This is a genomic window from Microbispora sp. H10830 (genome assembly GCF_014161375.1).
GTDB lineage: Bacteria > Actinomycetota > Actinomycetes > Streptosporangiales > Streptosporangiaceae > Microbispora > Microbispora catharanthi.
In genome coordinates this window covers 37,515-54,882 of record NZ_JABBWX010000013.1, presented here as the reverse complement: position 1 = coordinate 54,882, position 17,368 = coordinate 37,515, and the positions used below count along the sequence as shown (strand labels likewise).

Genomic DNA, 17,368 nt, shown 5'->3' with positions numbered 1-17,368 from the left:
CCCATCGGTGGCGGAGCGCAACCCCCCGTCACGTGCAGACGGCCACCACCTCGTTGGCGTGCGTCTCCAGCCGGTGCACCCCGGGATGGGCGGGCAGGAGGGCGAGGTCCCCCCTGACCACCCGCCGGGTCTGCGGACCCCACAGCACCAGCCCGTCGGCGTCCACGGCGAGGAACTCGTCCTCCAGCCGCAGCAGCAGCGGGGCGCCGGGGGAGGCCGACACCGCCGTCCGCCCCTCCGCCACGGCCCGTACGACCGCCCCTGCCGCCTCGGGACCGCGGCCGTCGCCCTCGGCGAGCACCCACGTCGTCGGCGCGCCAGGCAGGTGACCCTCCTCGGGCCGGTGGTAGTCGCCGCCGCCCACGACCACGAGATCGCCGGCCGGGTCGCCGATCGAATCGTGCGTCCAGGCCTGCGCCCAGGCCAGCGGCGCGCCCCAGCTGCGGTCCCACCAGCTCCAGTGCCACAACTCGACGACCCGCGGCCGGTCGGCCATCGGGTGCCGCCAGGCACAGTCGGCCGCCACCGGATGGTTGACCGACAGCACCCCGCCCCGGTCCCTTACGGCCTTCGCCCACTCGTCGGGGGGCCGCCGGAAGTCGATCCAGCCGACGTCCCCGAGCGCGCCCGCGTGCCCGAGGTCGGTGGTCACCTCCTGCCCCGGCACGAGCACGAGACCGGCCAGCGCCGAGGCCGCCGCGAGCTCCACGTGGTGGCTGACGGTGTTGTGGTCGGTCACCGCGAGGAAGTCCAGCCCGGCCGCGGCCGCCACACAGGCCAGTTCGTAGACGCTCAGCGTCCCGTCCGAGTGGTCGGTGTGCGCGTGCAGGTCCCCGGCGAGCCAGCGGTATCCCGGCGGCGACGGCAGGCGGCGCCGTACGGCGGCGGGCTCGGGCGGGACGGGCGCAGGCACGCGGGAGAAGCGGCTGCGGCGCCGGCGCGGCCGGGCGGGCGGCCGCACGTGCCTGATCACCCGGATCTCGTACGGCAGGCCGCCGGGGGGCACCCGGTGCAGCCCGACCAGCACCCGCCACACCCCCGGCTCGATCTCGCCGGGAAGATAGCCCGGGGTGGCCCAGGACGGGGTGATGGTGTATTCGGAGCGCGCGCCCCCCGACCAGCCGCGAAACCCGGCCGGCCCGGCGCAGCCGAGGTCGAGCACGCCGGCCGACCGGTCGTAGGACAGGCGCACCGTGAGGGCGGCCGTGCCGGGCCGCACCTCCACCGGCACCTCCGCCACCGGCCCGGCCAGCCGGTCGTCCAGCGTCCACGTCCCGCTGATCGCGGCCCTGGTCGTCACGCGCCACCCACCAGGATGTCGTCGCGGTAGAGCAGCGCCCGGCCTGGGCGGGGCACCGCCCAGGCGGCCGTCCCCGGCGGGGGCTCGGCGCCCTCGGGGACCACCACCTGCAGCAGGTGGTCCGTGCACTCCAGAGTGACGAGATGGGCCGTGCCGAGGTTCTCCACCACCGCCACCTTCCCCGGGAACGCCCCCTTCTCCCCGGGCTCCCGGGTGGTCAGGTCGGCGTACTCGGGCCGCAGGCCGTACAGGACCTCGCCCTCGGGCGCGCCGTCCGGCAGGGGGAACTCGGCCCCGGCCACCCGCAGCACGCCTCCCTCCGCGACGCCCGGCAGCAGGTTCATCGGCGTCGACCCGATGAAGGAGGCCACGAACGTGGTGGCCGGGCGGCGGAACACCTCGGACGGCGTGCCGAGTTGTGTGATCCGCCCGGCCGACATGACCGCGATGCGGTCGGCAAGCGCGAGCGCCTCGCTCTGGTCGTGCGTGACGAAGACCGTGGTCACCGCCAGCTCGCGCTGCAGGCGCTTGAGGAACGTGCGGGCCTCCAGGCGCAGCCGCGCGTCCAGGTTCGACAGCGGCTCGTCGAACAGGAACGCCTTGGGGTGGCAGGCGACCGCACGCGCGAGCGCCACGCGCTGCTGCTGCCCGCCGGACAACTGGCCGGGCCTGCGGTCCAGCAGCTCCGACAGGCTGAGCCGGGACGCCGTCTCGGCGGCCTTCTCCGCACGCTCGGCCCGCGGGACCTTCCTGATCCGCAGCGGATAGGCGATGTTGGCGGTCACGTCCATGTGCGGGAACAGCGCGTAGTCCTGGAAGACCATCGCGACGTCCCGCCGCCCCGGAGGCGTCCCGGTCACGTCCGCGCCGCCGATCTCGATCCGCCCCGAGGTGGGGGTCTCCAGGCCGGCGATCGTCCGCAGCAGCGTCGTCTTGCCGCAGCCCGACGGGCCGAGCAGCGCGAAGAACTCGCCGTCGCCGATCTCCAGGTCGAGCGAGTCGACCGCCCGCACCCCGCCGGGGAACTCCTTGGTCAGGCCGCGCAACGCGATCACCGCTTGATCCCCCCGTGGAAGCGGAAGCCGTACCTCCGGCTGACGAACACGTACATCACCACCACCGGCAGCGAGTAGAGCAGCGAGAACGCCGAGATCACGTCGAGGCGCGGCGCGCCGCCCTCGGTGTAGAGCGTGTAGAGGATGACCGCGCCGGGGGCCTTGTCCGGGTCGCGCAGCAGGATGAACGGCTGCAGGAAGCTGCCCCACACGTTGGCGACCGCCCACACCGCGATCGTCGCCAGGCCGGGCCGCACCAGCGGGATCACGACGTGCCGCAACACCTGTCCCGACGACGCGCCGAACACCCGCGCCGACTCCTCGTACGACGTGGGCGTGGCGTCCATGAAGTCCTTCAGGATGAAGATCGCGGCGGGGAGCAGGCCGCCCGACAGCGTGAGCACGACGCCGAGGTGGGTGTCGATCAGGTTCAGCCGGGTCGCCAGCTCGAACAGCGGCACCATCGCCGCCGTCCCCGTCACCACCGACGACAGGAGCAGCAGGACGTACAGCAACGCGTCGCGGCCGGGCACCCGCGCCCGCGACAGCGCGTACGCCGCCAGCGCGGCCAGCGTCACGACCAGGGCCGCGCTGCCGCACGCCTGGATCAGCGAGTTGCGCAGCGAGCCCAGCGCGTACGGATTGTCCAGCAGAGCCCGGAAGTTCGCCAGCGTGAACTCCGGCACCGAGGCCGTGATCGACGGGTGGGCGTCGAACGGCGCCGAGGCCAGCCACAGCAGCGGCAGCGCGAAGAACCCCAGCACCAGGGCCAGGAAGGTGGCCCGCCCGATGGTCCCCAGCATGTGGCGCACCGGCGTCATGACGGCCTCACTTCCCCCCGGAACCGCAGGAGGCGCAGGTAGGCGAAGGCCAGGATCAGGTTCACCACGAGGACGAGGAAGGAGACCGCGGCGCCGAAACCGAGCCTGCCGCCGCTCATCGCGACGTTGTAGATGTAGACGGGCAGGATCTCCGACCGCCCCTCGGGGCCTCCGGCGGTGAGCTGGAAGGCCGTGAAGTCGTTGAACGTCCACAGCGTGATCAGCAGCAGGTTCGTCAGCACATGCCCCTTGATGTGCGGGAAGACCACGTCCCTGAGCTGCTGGAGCGTCGACGCGCCGGCGAGCCGGGCGGTCTCCAGGTGCGACGGCGGCACGTTCTCCAGCGCCGCGCCGTACAGCATCATCGAGAACGCCGTGCCGCGCCAGACGTTGAACACGATGATCGACGCCATGGGGTGATCGAGCAGCCAGGCGAAGCCGGGCGTGTGCAGGATCGCGTTCAACGTCCCGCCGTCGCGGTCGAGCAGCGCGATCCACAGGAACGCGACTACCGACGACGGCAGAATCCACGCCAGCAGCACCAGCCCCTCGGTGAGGCTCTTCAGCGGCCCCCGCCGGTCGCGTAGCGCCCACGCGATCGCGAACCCGAGCACCGCCTGCCCGAGCACGGCCGAGCCGAGCACGAACTGCACGGTGAGCCACAGCGACGTGCGGAACCGCTCGTCGCCCAGCGCCTCGGCGTAGTTGGCCGCCCCCACCATCTGCGGATCGGCCGCCGCCAGGCCGGTGAGCCGGTAGTCCGTGAGGCCCAGATAGACGGTCCACAGCGCGGGGAAGACCAGGAACACCCCGATCAGCACCAGCGCCGGCAGCACGAACCCCACGCTGTGTCTCCCGCTCACCATCGGGGCGTTACCGGTCACCTCAGCTCGCGACATGGGCGGGGCCGCCGACGAGGGACTCGACCTTGCGCTGGTAGGCGGCGGCCGCCTCCTCCACGCTCGTGCCCGCCACGACCGCGGCCGTGGCCTCCTGCAGGGCGACCGACACCTGCGGGTAGACGGCCAGGGGCGGCCGGTACGCCGTGAGAGGCAGGACCTCGTCGGAGACGAACTTCAGCATCGGGTCGGCCCCCAGCACCGTGTCGTTCACGTCCTTGCGCGCCGTGATCCGGGCGGCCCCGGCGAGCTGCGACGTGGTGGCCTCGGCCGAGTGCATGAACGACAGCAGCTCCCAGGCCAGCTTCGGGTTCTTCGAGTTGGGGTTGAGCACCCGTACGGCGCCGCCGGACATGCTGACGAAGTCCTGGCCCCGGATGCCGGCGCCGGGGCGCTGGGCGGGGATCAGGGCGTAGCCGACGACGGAGTCGCGGTCCTTCATCGGGGCGACCCCGGCCTCGGGCTCGATCACCGACCGCCAGAAGTAGTCGCCCTCCGCCAGGATGGCGATCCTGCCCTCGGCGAACTGGGCGAACGACTTGTCCCGTCCCCGCGCCTCCTGCTGCAGCCTGGGGTCGCCGAGGCCGCCGGAGTAGACCTGCCGGTAGAAGTCCAGCACGTCCTTGAGCGCCCGGGAGGCGCCGGTCCACTTGCCGTCCGCGTAGATCTGCGCCCCCGCGCCCGCCAGCAGCGGCAGCGCGCCCTGCATGGTCGTCGCCTCGCCCATGGCGGTGCCGGCGTCGATCTGGATCGGGACGGGGACGCCGGCCCTCTTGAGCGCCCCGCCGGCGTCGAGGATCTCCTGCCAGCTCCGCGGCTGCCAGCGGTCCGGCAGGCCGGCCTTCCGGAACAGGGCCCTGTTGTAGAACAGCACCCGCCCGTCGGTGCCCTGTGGCAGGCCGTACCTCTTGCCCTCGAACGTGCCGAGGCCCTGCACGGCCTGCGGGATCTGGCTCCAGCCCTCCCAGGAGTCCGCCTCGGGACCGGCGACCTCGGCGAGCGGCTTGACGTACCCGGCCTGGGCGAACTCGCCCACCCAGATGCCGTCGAGGTCGATGACGTCGGCGCCCGCCCGTGACTTGAGGTCGAGGGCGACCTTCGTCTTGTACTGCTCGTCGTCCACGCCGCTCGGCTGGAACACCACGCGGACGTCGCGGCCCTTGGCCTTCTGCGCGGCCTCGAACCGCGGGATGACCCATTTGGCCGTCCAGTCGGCGGTCTCGGCATTCTTGCCGCCGGAGATCGCGTTGGCGGTGATGGTCAGGGTGACGCCCTCGTCTGTGGAGCCGCCGGAGCCGCCGGAGCCGCCGGTGCCGCAGGCGCCCAGAGTCAGCAGGGCCACCGCCGCCACCGCGAGCGCAGGTCTCATGATCGACCTCCCCGTAAGTCCTGACGTACGGACAAATCGACACTCGCACGCGATTACCGACACGTAAAGAAACGGTTTGGTGAACGAGTAAGGGACGCGCGCCCGGCCTCTTGCGGGATGTCTGGTTCGCGCTGAGCTGATCGGGAAGAGTGCAACCAGCGCTGAGACCTGAGTATGGTCGGGCGTAACAACGCATGCTTGGAGGGAGTCGCGTGGCATCTCAGCCAGCCTGGATGAACAGCCTCTTCACATATACGGGATCGTCGTCGTTCTCGGAGTTCCTAGGCGTGCACGCGCCGAACCTGCTGCCCGCCCGCAACGAGTCGCTGGCGGCGCCGGTGGGTGACGAGATCCCGCACGCGACCACCATCGTCGCGGCGACCTGCGCCGGCGGCGTGGTGATGGCGGGCGACAGGCGTGCGACCTCCGGGAACATCATCTCGCAGCGGGACATCGAGAAGGTGTTCCGCACCGACGACTACTCCTGCATGGGCATCGCGGGCACCGCGAGCACCGGCCTGGAGCTGGCCCGGCTCTACCGCGTCGAGCTGGAGCACTACGAGAAGACCGAAGGTCGCTCGCTGTCGACCGAGGGCAAGGCGCACCGCCTGGCCACCATGATCCGCGGAAACCTGCCCATGGCCATGCAGGGCCTCGTGGTCGTGCCGCTCTTCGCGGCCTACGACCCGTCCCACGACACCGGGCGGATCTTCAGCTACGACGTGGGCGGCGGGCCGTACGAGCAGAGGGAGTTCCACTCGATCGGCTCGGGTTCGATCTTCGCCCGGGGCTCGCTCAAGAAGCTCTACCGGGAGAACTCCAGCCCGCAGGACACGGTCCTGGCCTGCCTGCACGCCTTGTACGACGCCGCCGACGACGACTCGGCGACCGGCGGCCCCGACGTGATGCGGAAGATCTGGCCGGTCGTGTCCGTCATCACCGCCGACGGCTTCCGCCGCCTCCCGGACGACGAGATCGCCGAGTTCGTGGAGTCCATGCTGGAGAGGCGGATGACCGCCCCCGAAGGCCCGACCGCGCCGCTGCGCTAACCCAAGAGAGGATCACCCCCGGTGTCCATCCCCTTCGGAGGATATGCCTCGCCCGAGCAGATCATGCGGGACAGGGCGGAGTATGCCCGCAAGGGCATCGCTCGCGGTCGCAGCGTGGTCGTGATGCAGTACGCGGACGGCATCCTGTTCGTGGCGCCCAACCCGTCCAAGGCGCTGCACAAGATCAGCGAGATCTACGACCGCATCGGCTTCGCCGCGGTGGGGCGCTACAACGAGTTCGAGTCGCTCCGCCTGGCCGGCATCCGCTACGCGGACATCAACGGCTACACCTTCAACCGCAACGACGTCACCGGCCGCGGCCTGGCGAACCTGTACGCCCAGCACCTCGGCATGATCTTCACCGAGTCGATCAAGTCGTTCGAGGTGGAGATCGTCGTCGCGGAGGTCGGCGAGGCGGCCGAGGACGACCAGATCTACCGGATCACCTTCGACGGCTCCGTCTTCGACGAGCAGGGCATGGCCGTGATCGGCGGCCAGGCCGACGCCGTCGGAGGGCGCCTGAAGGAGCGGTACAGCGAGGGACTGCCGCTGCCGCAGGCCCTCGACGCCGCGCTGGCCGCCCTGACCGAGCCGGGCGGCGAGCGTCCCCCGGTGACCCAGATCGAGGTCGCCGTCCTCGACCGGGGCAGGGAGCACCGCAAGTTCCTGCGCCTGACCGGGCCCCGCCTGGAGAAGCTCCTGGAGGCCGCCAAGGAGAGCCAGGGGGGCACGCGGCGGCCCGCCGCCGAGGAGGCCCAGGCAGAGCGGGAACAGGCCGAGCAGGCTCCCGACACCGCCCCGCCGATCGCCCCCGAGGGCGACATCGACACGGGCTCCGGCGAGTAGCCCGTCCGCCCGTCCGCTCGTCCGTACGGCCGCGGTGCCGCGCCCTCATCAGGGGCGCGGCGCCGCCGTCTCATGGGGGTCGGCTCGGGCATTTCGGTCCAGCCAACCCCCGATTTCGCTACTCTCATCCGGTTATGACGACTTTTGATCTCTTCCGACGAGCGGGCGTTCCGGCCGCCGCCGTCGCCCTCCTGTCGCTGACCGCATGCTCCGGAGCCTCCGGCACCTCGGCCTCGCCCACCGTGACCGCCACCGTGACGGTGACGGCCCCGGCGTCGCCCGCGGAGCCGTCCGCCGACCCGGCGGTTTCCGACACCCCGGCGGCGGACACGCCCACCGACTCGAGCACGACCGCGCCGACGCGGAAGCCGGGCAAGGCCGGGCCGCCGATCACGGACAAGACGCCGGCCCCCTTCGGCGGGACCATCCAGTCGGACCCCGGGCACGACTTCACCAAGGGGCTCAGCCCCAGCAGGGACGGTGTCGTACGCGGCCAGCTGGTCGCCATGCACGACGAGAACGTGGCGGAGTACCGGCCCGTCAAGTTCGTCAAGGAGTACGGCGGCAGCACCAGCGGCCACTTCGAGGGACCGCCGGAGGGAGACGTGACGGCCTTCGCCGCGCCGATCGCGAAGAACGTCGTGTTCCTCAGCGCGGTCGGCTGCGACGGCAAGGACCAGACCATCGACAGCAAGTACCTCGGCACCCAGCGCTGCTCACGGGGCAAGCTGGTCCTGCGGGCCGACGGGGGCGACCTGCGGGCGCTCATCACCGTTCAGGGCGGGCAGATCGTCAAGGTGACGGAGATTTACGCCGCCTGACCGCTCCTTCTCGGCATTCCACCGCCTGATCACTGTTCGGCCGCCGGTTTATGGGAATAGTGTGAGGTGATGGATCGACGCATATTCGGGCTGGAGAACGAGTACGGCGTCACCTGCACGTTCCGCGGGCAGCGGAGGCTGTCGCCGGACGAGGTGGCGCGGTACCTGTTCCGGCGAGTGGTGTCCTGGGGCCGATCGAGCAACGTATTCCTGCGCAACGGCGCACGTCTCTACCTGGACGTGGGCAGCCATCCCGAGTACGCCACCCCTGAGTGCGACAACGTCGTGGAGCTGGTCACCCACGACAAGGCGGGGGAGCGGATCCTGGAGGGCCTCCTCGTGGACGCCGAGAAGCGGCTCCGCGAGGAGGGCATCGCGGGAGACATCTACCTGTTCAAGAACAACACCGATTCGGCCGGCAACTCCTACGGCTGCCACGAGAACTACCTCGTGGGCCGGCACGGGGAGTTCGGGCGGCTGGCCGACGTCCTGATTCCTTATCTGGTGACCCGCCAGATCATCTGCGGTGCGGGCAAGGTGCTGCAGACCCCGCGCGGAGCCGTCTACTGCGTCTCCCAGCGGGCCGAGCACATCTGGGAGGGCGTCTCCTCGGCGACCACCCGGTCCCGGCCGATCATCAACACCCGCGACGAGCCGCACGCGGACGCCGAGCGGTTCCGCAGGCTGCACGTCATCGTGGGCGACTCGAACATGAGCGAGACCACGATGCTGCTCAAGGTCGGCGCCACCGACCTGGTGCTGCGCATGATCGAGGCCGGTGTGGTGATGCGCGACCTGTCCCTGGAGAACCCGATCAGGGCGATCCGGGAGGTGTCCCACGACATGACGGGCCGGCGCAGGGTGCGCCTGGCCAACGGCCGCGAGGCCTCGTCACTGGAGATCCAGCAGGAGTACCTGACCAAGGCGCAGGACTTCGTCGACCGGCGCGGCGGGGACGCCACCGCCAAGCGGGTGCTGGAGCTGTGGGAGCGCACGCTCCGGGCGGTCGAGACGGGCGACCTCGACCTCGTCTCGCGGGAGATCGACTGGGTCACCAAATACCAGATGATTGAACGTTACAGACAGAAGTACGACCTGCCGCTGTCGTCGCCGCGCGTCGCGCAGCTCGATCTGGCCTACCACGACGTCCACCGCAAGCGCGGGCTGTTCTACCTCCTGCAGAAGCGGGGGGCCGTCGAGAGGGTGGCCGACGACGTGCGCATCTTCGAGGCCAAGTCGGTTCCGCCGCAGACCACACGGGCCAAGCTGCGCGGGGAGTTCATCCGCAAGGCCCAGGAGAAGCGGCGTGACTTCACCGTCGACTGGGTCCACCTGAAACTCAACGACCAGGCCCAGCGGACGGTGCTGTGCAAGGATCCGTTCCGCAGCGTCGACGAGAGAGTCGAGAAGCTCATCGCGGGTATGTGATCTCTTACACCGCTCTGACGGCGGGTTCGGGTAGCCTGGCCCGGACCCGCTGTCTGTTTGAGGATTCCCATATGCGCCGTCGTACGGCACTCGTCGCCGCCCTACCCTTGTTGCTCGTCGCCGCCTGCGGAACCGCGCAGAAGAGCACGTCCAGCGCGAGCCCCGCCTCCAGTGGCCAGGCCGCGGCCTCGGCCATCAAGGTGACGGGAGAGGCCGGCAAGAAGCCCACCGTGACCTTCCCGGCGGGCAAGCCCTCGCTCACGTCGGCCTCCATCAAGGTCATCGAGGGCCAGGGCACCCCGGCCAAGGACGGCGACGTCCTCACCGCCAACGTCACCGTCTACAACTGGGACGGCAAGGAGAACAAGGCGGCGGGCTCCGACTACGACCAGGGCAAGTCGGAGTTCGTCTCGGTCAGCCCGCAGCTGCCCAAGGCGCTGCACGAGGCGCTGATCGGCGCCAAGCCGGGCGGCCGGGTGATGGCCGTGGTCGCCAAGGACAACCTGAGCGCGGAGCAGCTCAACCAGGCCAAGCAGCAGGGTCAGGACTTCAACGCCGTGTCCCAGGTGCTGGTCATCGACGTGCTGGGGGCCGCGCTGAAGTCCGTCCAGGGCACCGCCGTCGACCCCGCCGTGAACGGCGTGAAGGTCGAGAACCCGAGCGGCGACAAGGCCCCGGCGCTGACCACCAAGACCAGCGAGAAGGCGCCCAAGAAGCTGGTCGTCAAGACCGTGATCAAGGGTGGCGGCCCCGAGGTGAAGGCCGGTCAGACGGTCCTCGCCCACTACGTCGGCAAGATCTGGGGCACCGACAAGAAGTTCGACTCCAGCTGGGACCGCGGCCAGCCCGCGACGTTCGCCCTCGACCAGGTCGTCAAGGGCTGGGCGCAGGGCCTGACCGGCGTCCCGGTCGGCAGCCGCGTCCTGATCACGATCCCGCCGGACCTCGGTTACGGCAAGGAGGGCAACGCGCAGGGCGGCATCAAGGGCACCGACACGCTCGTCTTCGTCGTGGACGTCCTCGGCGCGGCCTGACGGCAACGGACGACAGGGGCCCCTCTCACCCGACGGTGGGAGGGGCCCCTGGCGTACGGGCGTCAGCTGAGGATCTGGTAGCTGTCGCCGTAGACCTTCCACCGCAGCGGCGGGTCGAGGTCGAGGTTGCCGTTCTTGAGGAACACCCGCTGGGCGGTGTCGACCCGGCTGGTGTCGCTGTGCGCCTCCTCGGTCTTCATCGCCGCCTTGCGGGCGTCGAGGAACGCGTTGAGGTAGGCGACCTCGTCGCCGCCCTGCGCCGGGGTCTTCGCCTTCTTCATGGCCGTCTTGCGGATGCCGCCGAAGCTGACCGGGTCGGTGCCGGGGCCGTGCATCACGATGGCGTCGTAGTAGACGAACTGCCCGAGCGCGCGCAGGCCGTCGGCCTTGGCCTGGGCCACCCCGGGGTTGAAGTAGACCCGGTCGCGCTCGTCGTTCTGCGCCTGCCGGAACACGGGATCGGCGGCGGCGGCGCGCCAGTCCTTGGGGAAGCTCGGGTCCAGCCCCTGGTGCGAGTCGGTGCCGTTCACCTTCCGCAGCGCGGGCAGATACCTGGCCAGCACGTTGCCGGGCTTGCGCGTGGTGTAGAGCTCGACCAGGTCGAGCATGTCGCCGGTGCCCGAGCAGAAGCCGATGATCCCGGCGGTGTAGCCGCGCCCGTCGTCGATGTCCTCGATGTACTTGTACTGGGCCTTCCAGTCGAGTGAGGAGTTCTCCGCGCTGGAGACGAGCTCCATCGCGATCTCCTTCTTCTTCGGGTCCGTGAGGTCGACCGGCGCCGCCTTGACCGTCACCTTCACGGTCTCCCCGGTGGCGGCCGGGCCGCCGGTGGCGGCTCCCGCCGCGTTCGCGGGGAGTACGGCTGCGGCGGCGGCCACGAGCAGCAGAGCCGCGCGCCGGGGAGTGCGCCTGATCAGCGGGTCTTTCACGTGCGTCGCTCCGTTCTCCGCCCGCGGCCATGCGTCGTGGCGGGAAGGGGGCGCGGGCGGGGGATGAGCCCTCCGTGAGGGGGTTTAGTTAGGAAGGTTTCCTAATGAAAGCAGTACTCCGCGGCGGTGTCAACAGCCCCTTGACCGGCCGTCCCGGCCGGCGTCCGACGGTGGCGGCCGCACGACCTACACTCCGGCTGTGACGAGCGACGACCTGGAGTCGATGAGCGTGCTCGGCGATCCCGTACGGCGGGCGCTGTACCGGTTCGTGGCCGAGCAGGGGCGGGACGTGGGCCGCAACGAGGCGGCCGAGGCGACCGGCGTCCAGCGCACGCTGGCCGCGCACCACCTGGACAGACTGGTTGACGCGGGGTTGCTGGAGGCGGGCTTCCGCCGGCTCAGCGGCAAAGCCGGCCCCGGCGGCGGCCGCCCGGCGAAGGTCTACCGGCGGGTGCGCGAGGAGCGGACCGTGAGCCTGCCGCCCCGCGACTACCGCACGCTCGCGCTCGTGCTGGCGGAGACCGTCGACCTGCTGGGCGGCGAGGAGAAGGCGGAGGAGGCCGCCCGGCGGGCGGGGGAGCGCCTCGTCGCCTCCGATGTCGCCTCTGATGCCGCCTCCGGCGATCTCCTGGAGGTGTTGCGCGCGCGCGGCTACGAGCCGTACGAGGAGGACGGGCGGGTGCGGCTGCGCAACTGCCCCTTCCATGTGCTGGCCGACAGCCACCCGCTGCTCGTGTGCTCGATGAACCTCGCGCTGTGCGAGGGGCTGCTGGCCGGTCTGGGTGAGAACGGGTTCGCCGCGACGCTGGACCCGAGACCGGAGGAGTGTTGTGTGGCCTTCACATCTTCTAAAAACAACGTAGATTGACATAGAATCCGGGCATGCATCTCGCCCAGCTCAACGTCGCCCATCTCAGGGAACCCCTCGACTCCCCCGCGCTGACCGACTTCCTCTCCGCCCTGGCGCCGATCTACCAGGTGTCGGACGCCGCGCCCGGCTTCGTCTGGCGCATGAAGGAGGGCGATGAGCCCACGGACCTGATCCAGCACGACTACGGACCGATGCTGGTCGTGAACCTGTCGGTCTGGGAGTCCCGCGAGACGTTGTGGAACTTCGTCTATCGCAGCGCCCATCTGGAGGTCATGCGGCGGCGCCGGGAGTGGTTCCACCGGATGGCCGAGCCGTACACCGTGATGTGGTGGGTGCCCGAGGGGCACCTGCCGCCGCTCGGCGAGGCCATGGCACGTCTGGACCTGCTCCGGGCTCAGGGGCCGGGCCCGGAGGCGTTCACGTTCAAGGACTTCTACGACAGCAGTGACGCCGCGTGCCTCCCGGCGGCGGCGGAGGTCACGAAGTAGGCCAGGTCCTCCCCCAGGCCGCGGCCCATGGTGGACAGCCGCACCGGGGACGCCTTGAGCGCCTCGTGCAGGCCCTCCACCGGCACCGTCACGATCTCGTGACGGGTGGCCAGGGCCGCGGTCTGCTCGCGCACCGTCGCCCCGAACGCGCCGGGCAGGTCAGGCACGACGACCTGGGCCGGGGCCAGCGCGACCCGGCCGTACGCCGTGAGCGAGTGGTGCGACACCCCGACATGCCGCTCGCGGCGGTCGCCCTCGCTGACCCGCAGCGCGGCCACGGGCCGCCCGGTCAGCACGGCGGCGGCGTTCACGGCCTCGCCCGCGGCCACGCCGGAGAAGCCCCAGCGGGTGCCGGTGCCGAGGTTGCCCGGCCCCTGCGTGACGACGGCGACGTCGGCGCCGAGCACGTGGCGGGCGGCCAGCAGGCCGGTGTGGAGCGTGACCGCCTCGACGTCCCCGCCGAAGGACTGGCCGGTCGTCACCACCCCGCACAGCCAGTCGCGCTCGCGCAGCGTCGCGCACGACATCGAGAACCAGGCCGGCAGCGCCCCGCCGTCCTGCATCACGTACGCCACCCTGATCCCCGGGGAGTCCGCGTACAGACCACACAGGATCGCGGGCAGGGCGGAGTGCAGGTCGGCGACCACGACGGGCATTCCATCGACCGAATCGGCCTCCCGCAGCGCCTCGTGGTGCGGGGACCCCTGCTCGTCCGCGCCGAGCACGGTGGCCTGCAACGGGGTGTAGCGTGCTTTCACCAGGTGGCCGGGACCGGAAGGATCTTGCGGTAAACGTTCCGGGACGGCCACCACCATGGCGTACCCTCCCGTACCGAGACCCATGGCGAGGGCGGTCGTGTTGAGCAGCACGGTGTCGCCCACTTCAGGGCGTCCCACCAGCGGGGGATAGGCGAGCGCCCGGCACTCGCCCTCGGCGACGGCGACGTCGAGTTCCACCGCCCCCGGCCACTCGCGCCGGACCCGCACCACTTCGCCCTTGCGCCATCTGATCACGCCGAAAAGGGTAGCGTTCTCGACTGGAAGGGAGGCCCGATGTCGCGGCGGAAGACCGAGCGGCTGCTCAATCTGGTTATCTGCCTGCTCGCGACGCGGCGGCCGTTGAGCGCGGAGCAGATCCGGCAGGCCGTCCCCGGGTACGACCCGGACAACGACGAGGCCTTCCAGCGCATGTTCGAGCGCGACAAGAACGAGCTGCGCGAGATCGGCATCCCCATCGAGGTCCACAAGGACCCCTGGGAGGACGACCCCGGCTACCGGATCGTACGCGAGGCGTACGAGCTGCCCGAGATCACTTTGGAGCCCGACGAGGCCGCCGTCATCGGCCTGGCCGCGCAGGTGTGGCAGCGGGCGAGTCTCGCCGAGGCGGCCGGCGGGGCGCTGCTGAAGCTGACCGCGGGCGGCGTGCACGCCGACCTCGCGGAGAGCCCGCTGGAGCTGCGGGTGGACACCCGCGACCCCGCGTTCCCCGCGCTGTGGGAGGCCGTGCGGGACCGGCGCGCGGTCGCCTTCGACTACCGGTCGGCCGGCAGCGAGTCGGTGCTGCGGCGGACGGTCGAGCCGTGGGGGGTCGTCAGCAGGCGCGGCCGGTGGTACCTGGTCGGGCACGACCGCGACCGCGGCGCCGCCCGGGTCTTCCGGTTGAGCCGGATCACCGGGGCGGTGTCCACGCTCGGGCGGCCGGGGGCGTTCACCGTGCCGGAGGGGCTGGACCTGCGGGCCATGGTGGGCTACCAGGAGCTGCCGAACGAGCGGGTCGCCCTGGTGCGCGTACGCAAGGGCACCTGCCTCGGTCTGCGGCACGCCGCCCAGGCAGTGCGTAACGGGCCGGGGGAGTGGGACGAGGCCGAGGTGACCTTCGCCGACGCGGAACGGCTCGCCGGGTGGCTGGCCAGCCTCGGCGCGGACGCCGTCGTGCTGGACCCGCCGGACGCGCGCGACGCCGTGATCCGCCGTCTGAAGGGGGCGTTGCAGTGAGTTCGGACCGGCTGCCGCGGCTGCTCGCGCTGGTGCCCTACCTCATGTCGCATCCGGGCGCGCAGGTGCCCGAGGTGGCACGGCTGTTCGGCCTGTCGGAAAAGCAGCTCGTCGACGACCTCCAGCTCGTCTGGATGTGCGGCCTGCCCGGGCACACGCCCGGCGATCTGATCGACGTCTCGTGGGACGGCGGCGAGATCCTCATCGACAACGCCGAGGCGATCGCCCGGCCGCTCAAGCTCGGTGTGGACGAGGCGAGCGCGCTGCTCGTCGCGCTGCGCATGCTCGACGAACTGCCCGAGTTCCAGGGCCGCGACGTGCTCGGCCGGGTCATCGCCAAGCTGGAGCAGGCGGCGGGCGAGGGCGCGGCCACGGTGAGCAGCCAGGTCCAGGTGGAGATCGGCGCGGCCCCGGACGCCCACGCCGTCATCACCGACGCCGCCCGCAGGGGCCGCAGGCTGTCGCTGCGCTACTACGTGCCGGGGCGCGACGAGATCACCCCCAGGGAGGTCGACCCGCTGCGGGTCGTGCTCGTGGACGGGCGGCACTACCTGGAGGGCTGGTGCTACCGCGCCGAGGCGATGCGGATGTTCCGCGTCGACCGGATCCTGGACGTCGAGATCCTCGACGTGCCCGTGGACCCACCGGCCGAGGCCGAGCCGATGGACGTCACCAGGGGCGTGTTCCGGCCGTCGGACAGCGACGAGCTGGTGGAGCTGGAACTGACCCCGGCGGGCCGCTGGGTGGCGGAGTACTACCCCTGCGAGGAGGTCGCCGAGCTGGGCGAGGGCCGCCTGCGCGTCTCGCTGCGGGCTCGCGACCAGTCCTGGCTGGTGCGGCTCGCGCTCCGGCTGGGCGACAGCGGCCGGGTGCTGTCGCCGGCGTCCCTCGCCGAGCGGGTGACGGCCACCGCCAAGCAGGCGCTGGCCAACTACGAGACCGTGTGACCTGGGGAAGCGCATGACTTTGATCTTCGCCCTGTCCGCGGTGGCCGTGGCGGGGCTCGCCGTCCTCATGCGGCCGGCCGTCCGGGTGCTCGCCGCGGCGCGGGACCTGCACGCCGAAGTCAAGCGGGCCAAGGGGCGGCTCGGAGTGTCCGAATAAGGGACTTTGCCCACGATTGATGTGATTTTGAGGCCCGTGGACAGGTGAACTTTGGCGGCCGGTGCGCGTACGATCGGGGGGTAGTACCCACGGCCCTCGCGGTAAGGACATGACATGCCCAACCTCGGACCCATGGAATGGATTCTGATCCTCCTGGTTCTGATCCTTCTTTTCGGCGCGAAGAAGCTCCCGGACACCGCGAGGGCCCTTGGGCAGTCGCTGCGCATGTTCAAGAAGGAAACCAGCAAGATGAGTGAGGAGGACGAGGAGCGGCAGACGGTCAAGGCGCAGGCCGAGCCCGTCGCTCCGCCGGCGGCGCAGATCCCGCCGGCCACCCCGTCCGTCGAGGAGCGGCTGCGTGTCCTGGAGGAGGAGAACCGGAGGCTGCGTGAGAGCCAGCAGCCGGTGAGCTCGCAGAACGAGCAGCGCTCCAACTAGGCGCCGCACCCCCACTGACCCCAGGACGAACCAGATGGCCCTGTTGAAACGGTCGACTCCCGCCGCCACGGCACACGACGGGCGGATGACGCTCATGGAGCACATCCGCGAGCTGCGCAACCGGCTGATCAAGGCCATCCTGGCGGTGGTCGTCGGGACCGCCGTCGGGTTCATCTACTTCGAGCCCATCTGGAACTTCCTGAAGCAGCCGTACTGCCGGCTGCCGCAGGCCCATCAGCTGAACGGCGACAAGTGCACGCTGGTGGTGAACGGGGTCTTCGACTCGTTCTTCGTCAACCTCAAGGTCGCCGTGATCTTCGGCGTGGTGGTCTCTGCGGTGTTCTGGATCTACCAGATCTGGGCGTTCGTGACCCCGGGCCTGTACCAGAACGAGCGCCGCTACACCATGGCGTTCCTCGGGCTCTCCGTCCCGCTGTTCACCGCAGGCTCGGCCCTCGCCTACGTCACGATGGACAAGGGCCTGTCGCTGCTGCTGAGCTTCGCCCCCGAGGGCACACTGACGCTGGTGAGCATCAACGAGTACCTCAGCTTCGCGCTCGCGATGCTGATCATCTTCGGCATCTCCTTCCTGATGCCGTTGCTGCTGGTGTTCCTCAACGTCATCGGGGTGCTCCGGTTCAAGACGGTGTCCAAGCACACCCGCATGGTCGTGTTCCTGATGTTCGTCTTCGCGGCCGTCGCGACGCCGAGCCAGGACCCCGTCACCATGCTGGCCCTGGCGCTCCCGATGGTCGGCCTGTTCTTCGTCGCGATGGCGTTCATGTACTTCCACGACAAGAAGCAAGACATCGCCGACGCGGCGCACGCGCGGGCCATCGAGGAGGAGCTCGACGGGCCGTCCGCCGCCGAGGGCACGGCGGACTCGGTCGACGTGAGGGACTGACCGAATATCCCTCTGGTG

At 70.8% G+C, this 17,368-nt stretch carries 19 protein-coding genes; 12 read left to right on the top strand and 7 right to left on the bottom strand.

Features of this window, described 5'->3' with window-relative positions:
- Positions 1–28: 28 nt before the first annotated feature.
- The 5 genes from HHX35_RS29500 to HHX35_RS29480 are packed head-to-tail and all read right to left on the bottom strand — an operon-like array spanning position 29 to position 5,444.
- Entirely contained in the window at positions 29–1,300 is a 1,272-nt protein-coding gene (locus HHX35_RS29500; RefSeq protein ID WP_310739379.1) for a CehA/McbA family metallohydrolase, read from the bottom strand.
- Positions 1,297–2,355, bottom strand: a complete 1,059-nt coding sequence (locus HHX35_RS29495) for an ABC transporter ATP-binding protein (protein ID WP_182901948.1) — start codon at positions 2,353–2,355, stop codon at positions 1,297–1,299. The genes HHX35_RS29500 and HHX35_RS29495 overlap by 4 nt, the downstream gene beginning before the upstream one ends.
- Entirely contained in the window at positions 2,352–3,176 is an 825-nt protein-coding gene (locus tag HHX35_RS29490) for a carbohydrate ABC transporter permease (RefSeq protein ID WP_182901947.1), read from the bottom strand. The genes HHX35_RS29495 and HHX35_RS29490 overlap by 4 nt, the downstream gene beginning before the upstream one ends.
- Positions 3,173–4,021 (bottom strand): sugar ABC transporter permease, encoded by an 849-nt coding sequence (locus HHX35_RS29485; protein WP_310739378.1) that lies wholly within the window; start codon positions 4,019–4,021, stop codon positions 3,173–3,175. Before HHX35_RS29485 ends, HHX35_RS29490 begins: the two co-directional genes overlap by 4 nt.
- A 40-nt stretch (positions 4,022–4,061) precedes the next feature.
- The gene (locus tag HHX35_RS29480; protein ID WP_182901945.1) at positions 4,062–5,444 is read right to left on the bottom strand and encodes an extracellular solute-binding protein; all 1,383 of its coding nucleotides are present in this window, start codon (positions 5,442–5,444) and stop codon (positions 4,062–4,064) included.
- Positions 5,445–5,677: 233 nt separating this feature from the next.
- Between HHX35_RS29480 and prcB the strand changes: the two genes are divergently transcribed.
- The 5 genes from prcB to HHX35_RS29455 all read left to right on the top strand — a co-directional run bounded on the left by prcB (position 5,678) and on the right by HHX35_RS29455 (position 10,622).
- Complete coding sequence (gene prcB, locus HHX35_RS29475) at positions 5,678–6,493, top strand: proteasome subunit beta (protein ID WP_182902141.1); 816 nt, start codon at positions 5,678–5,680, stop codon at positions 6,491–6,493.
- Between the two features lie 27 nt (positions 6,494–6,520).
- Complete coding sequence (gene prcA, locus HHX35_RS29470) at positions 6,521–7,339, top strand: proteasome subunit alpha (RefSeq protein WP_310739407.1); 819 nt, start codon at positions 6,521–6,523, stop codon at positions 7,337–7,339.
- Positions 7,340–7,473: 134 nt separating this feature from the next.
- The gene (locus HHX35_RS29465; protein ID WP_182901943.1) at positions 7,474–8,160 is read left to right on the top strand and encodes a hypothetical protein; all 687 of its coding nucleotides are present in this window, start codon (positions 7,474–7,476) and stop codon (positions 8,158–8,160) included.
- A 69-nt stretch (positions 8,161–8,229) separates the two neighbouring features.
- Complete coding sequence (gene pafA, locus HHX35_RS29460) at positions 8,230–9,588, top strand: Pup--protein ligase (protein WP_182901942.1); 1,359 nt, start codon at positions 8,230–8,232, stop codon at positions 9,586–9,588.
- 71 nt (positions 9,589–9,659) lie between these two features.
- Positions 9,660–10,622 carry an FKBP-type peptidyl-prolyl cis-trans isomerase gene (locus HHX35_RS29455; protein WP_182901941.1) on the top strand — a complete coding sequence of 321 codons (963 nt, stop codon included), beginning with the start codon at positions 9,660–9,662 and terminating at the stop codon, positions 10,620–10,622.
- Between the two features lie 62 nt (positions 10,623–10,684).
- Here the strand turns inward: HHX35_RS29455 and HHX35_RS29450 are convergent, their stop codons facing one another.
- Positions 10,685–11,551 carry a chitosanase gene (locus HHX35_RS29450; RefSeq protein WP_310739377.1) on the bottom strand — a complete coding sequence of 289 codons (867 nt, stop codon included), beginning with the start codon at positions 11,549–11,551 and terminating at the stop codon, positions 10,685–10,687.
- 199 nt (positions 11,552–11,750) lie between these two features.
- Here HHX35_RS29450 and HHX35_RS29445 point away from each other — a divergent pair, with 199 nt between their 5' ends.
- A complete protein-coding gene (locus tag HHX35_RS29445; protein ID WP_182901940.1) occupies positions 11,751–12,419 on the top strand; it encodes a metalloregulator ArsR/SmtB family transcription factor in 669 nt (222 codons plus the stop codon).
- Between the two features lie 14 nt (positions 12,420–12,433).
- Positions 12,434–12,910, top strand: coding sequence for a DUF3291 domain-containing protein (locus HHX35_RS29440; RefSeq protein ID WP_182901939.1), 477 nt, complete (start codon positions 12,434–12,436; stop codon positions 12,908–12,910).
- Here the strand turns inward: HHX35_RS29440 and HHX35_RS29435 are convergent.
- Positions 12,856–13,923 (bottom strand): DUF3866 family protein, encoded by a 1,068-nt coding sequence (locus HHX35_RS29435; protein ID WP_182901938.1) that lies wholly within the window; start codon positions 13,921–13,923, stop codon positions 12,856–12,858. The genes HHX35_RS29440 and HHX35_RS29435 overlap by 55 nt on opposite strands.
- 39 nt (positions 13,924–13,962) lie before the next feature.
- Here HHX35_RS29435 and HHX35_RS29430 point away from each other — a divergent pair, with 39 nt between their 5' ends.
- The 5 genes from HHX35_RS29430 (at position 13,963) to tatC (ending at position 17,350) form a co-directional block, all read left to right on the top strand.
- Positions 13,963–14,904 carry a YafY family protein gene (locus HHX35_RS29430; protein ID WP_182901937.1) on the top strand — a complete coding sequence of 314 codons (942 nt, stop codon included), beginning with the start codon at positions 13,963–13,965 and terminating at the stop codon, positions 14,902–14,904.
- Positions 14,901–15,851, top strand: coding sequence for a WYL domain-containing protein (locus HHX35_RS29425; RefSeq protein WP_310739376.1), 951 nt, complete (start codon positions 14,901–14,903; stop codon positions 15,849–15,851). Before HHX35_RS29430 ends, HHX35_RS29425 begins: the two co-directional genes overlap by 4 nt.
- A gap of 13 nt (positions 15,852–15,864) precedes the next feature.
- Positions 15,865–16,008 carry a hypothetical protein gene (locus tag HHX35_RS29420; RefSeq protein ID WP_182901936.1) on the top strand — a complete coding sequence of 48 codons (144 nt, stop codon included), beginning with the start codon at positions 15,865–15,867 and terminating at the stop codon, positions 16,006–16,008.
- A 114-nt stretch (positions 16,009–16,122) separates the two neighbouring features.
- Complete coding sequence (gene tatA / locus HHX35_RS29415) at positions 16,123–16,446, top strand: Sec-independent protein translocase subunit TatA (protein ID WP_139572966.1); 324 nt, start codon at positions 16,123–16,125, stop codon at positions 16,444–16,446.
- 34 nt (positions 16,447–16,480) lie between these two features.
- Positions 16,481–17,350: a twin-arginine translocase subunit TatC gene (tatC, locus tag HHX35_RS29410; RefSeq protein ID WP_182901935.1), complete on the top strand. Its 870-nt coding sequence runs from the start codon at positions 16,481–16,483 to the stop codon at positions 17,348–17,350.
- Positions 17,351–17,368: the final 18 nt, after the last annotated feature.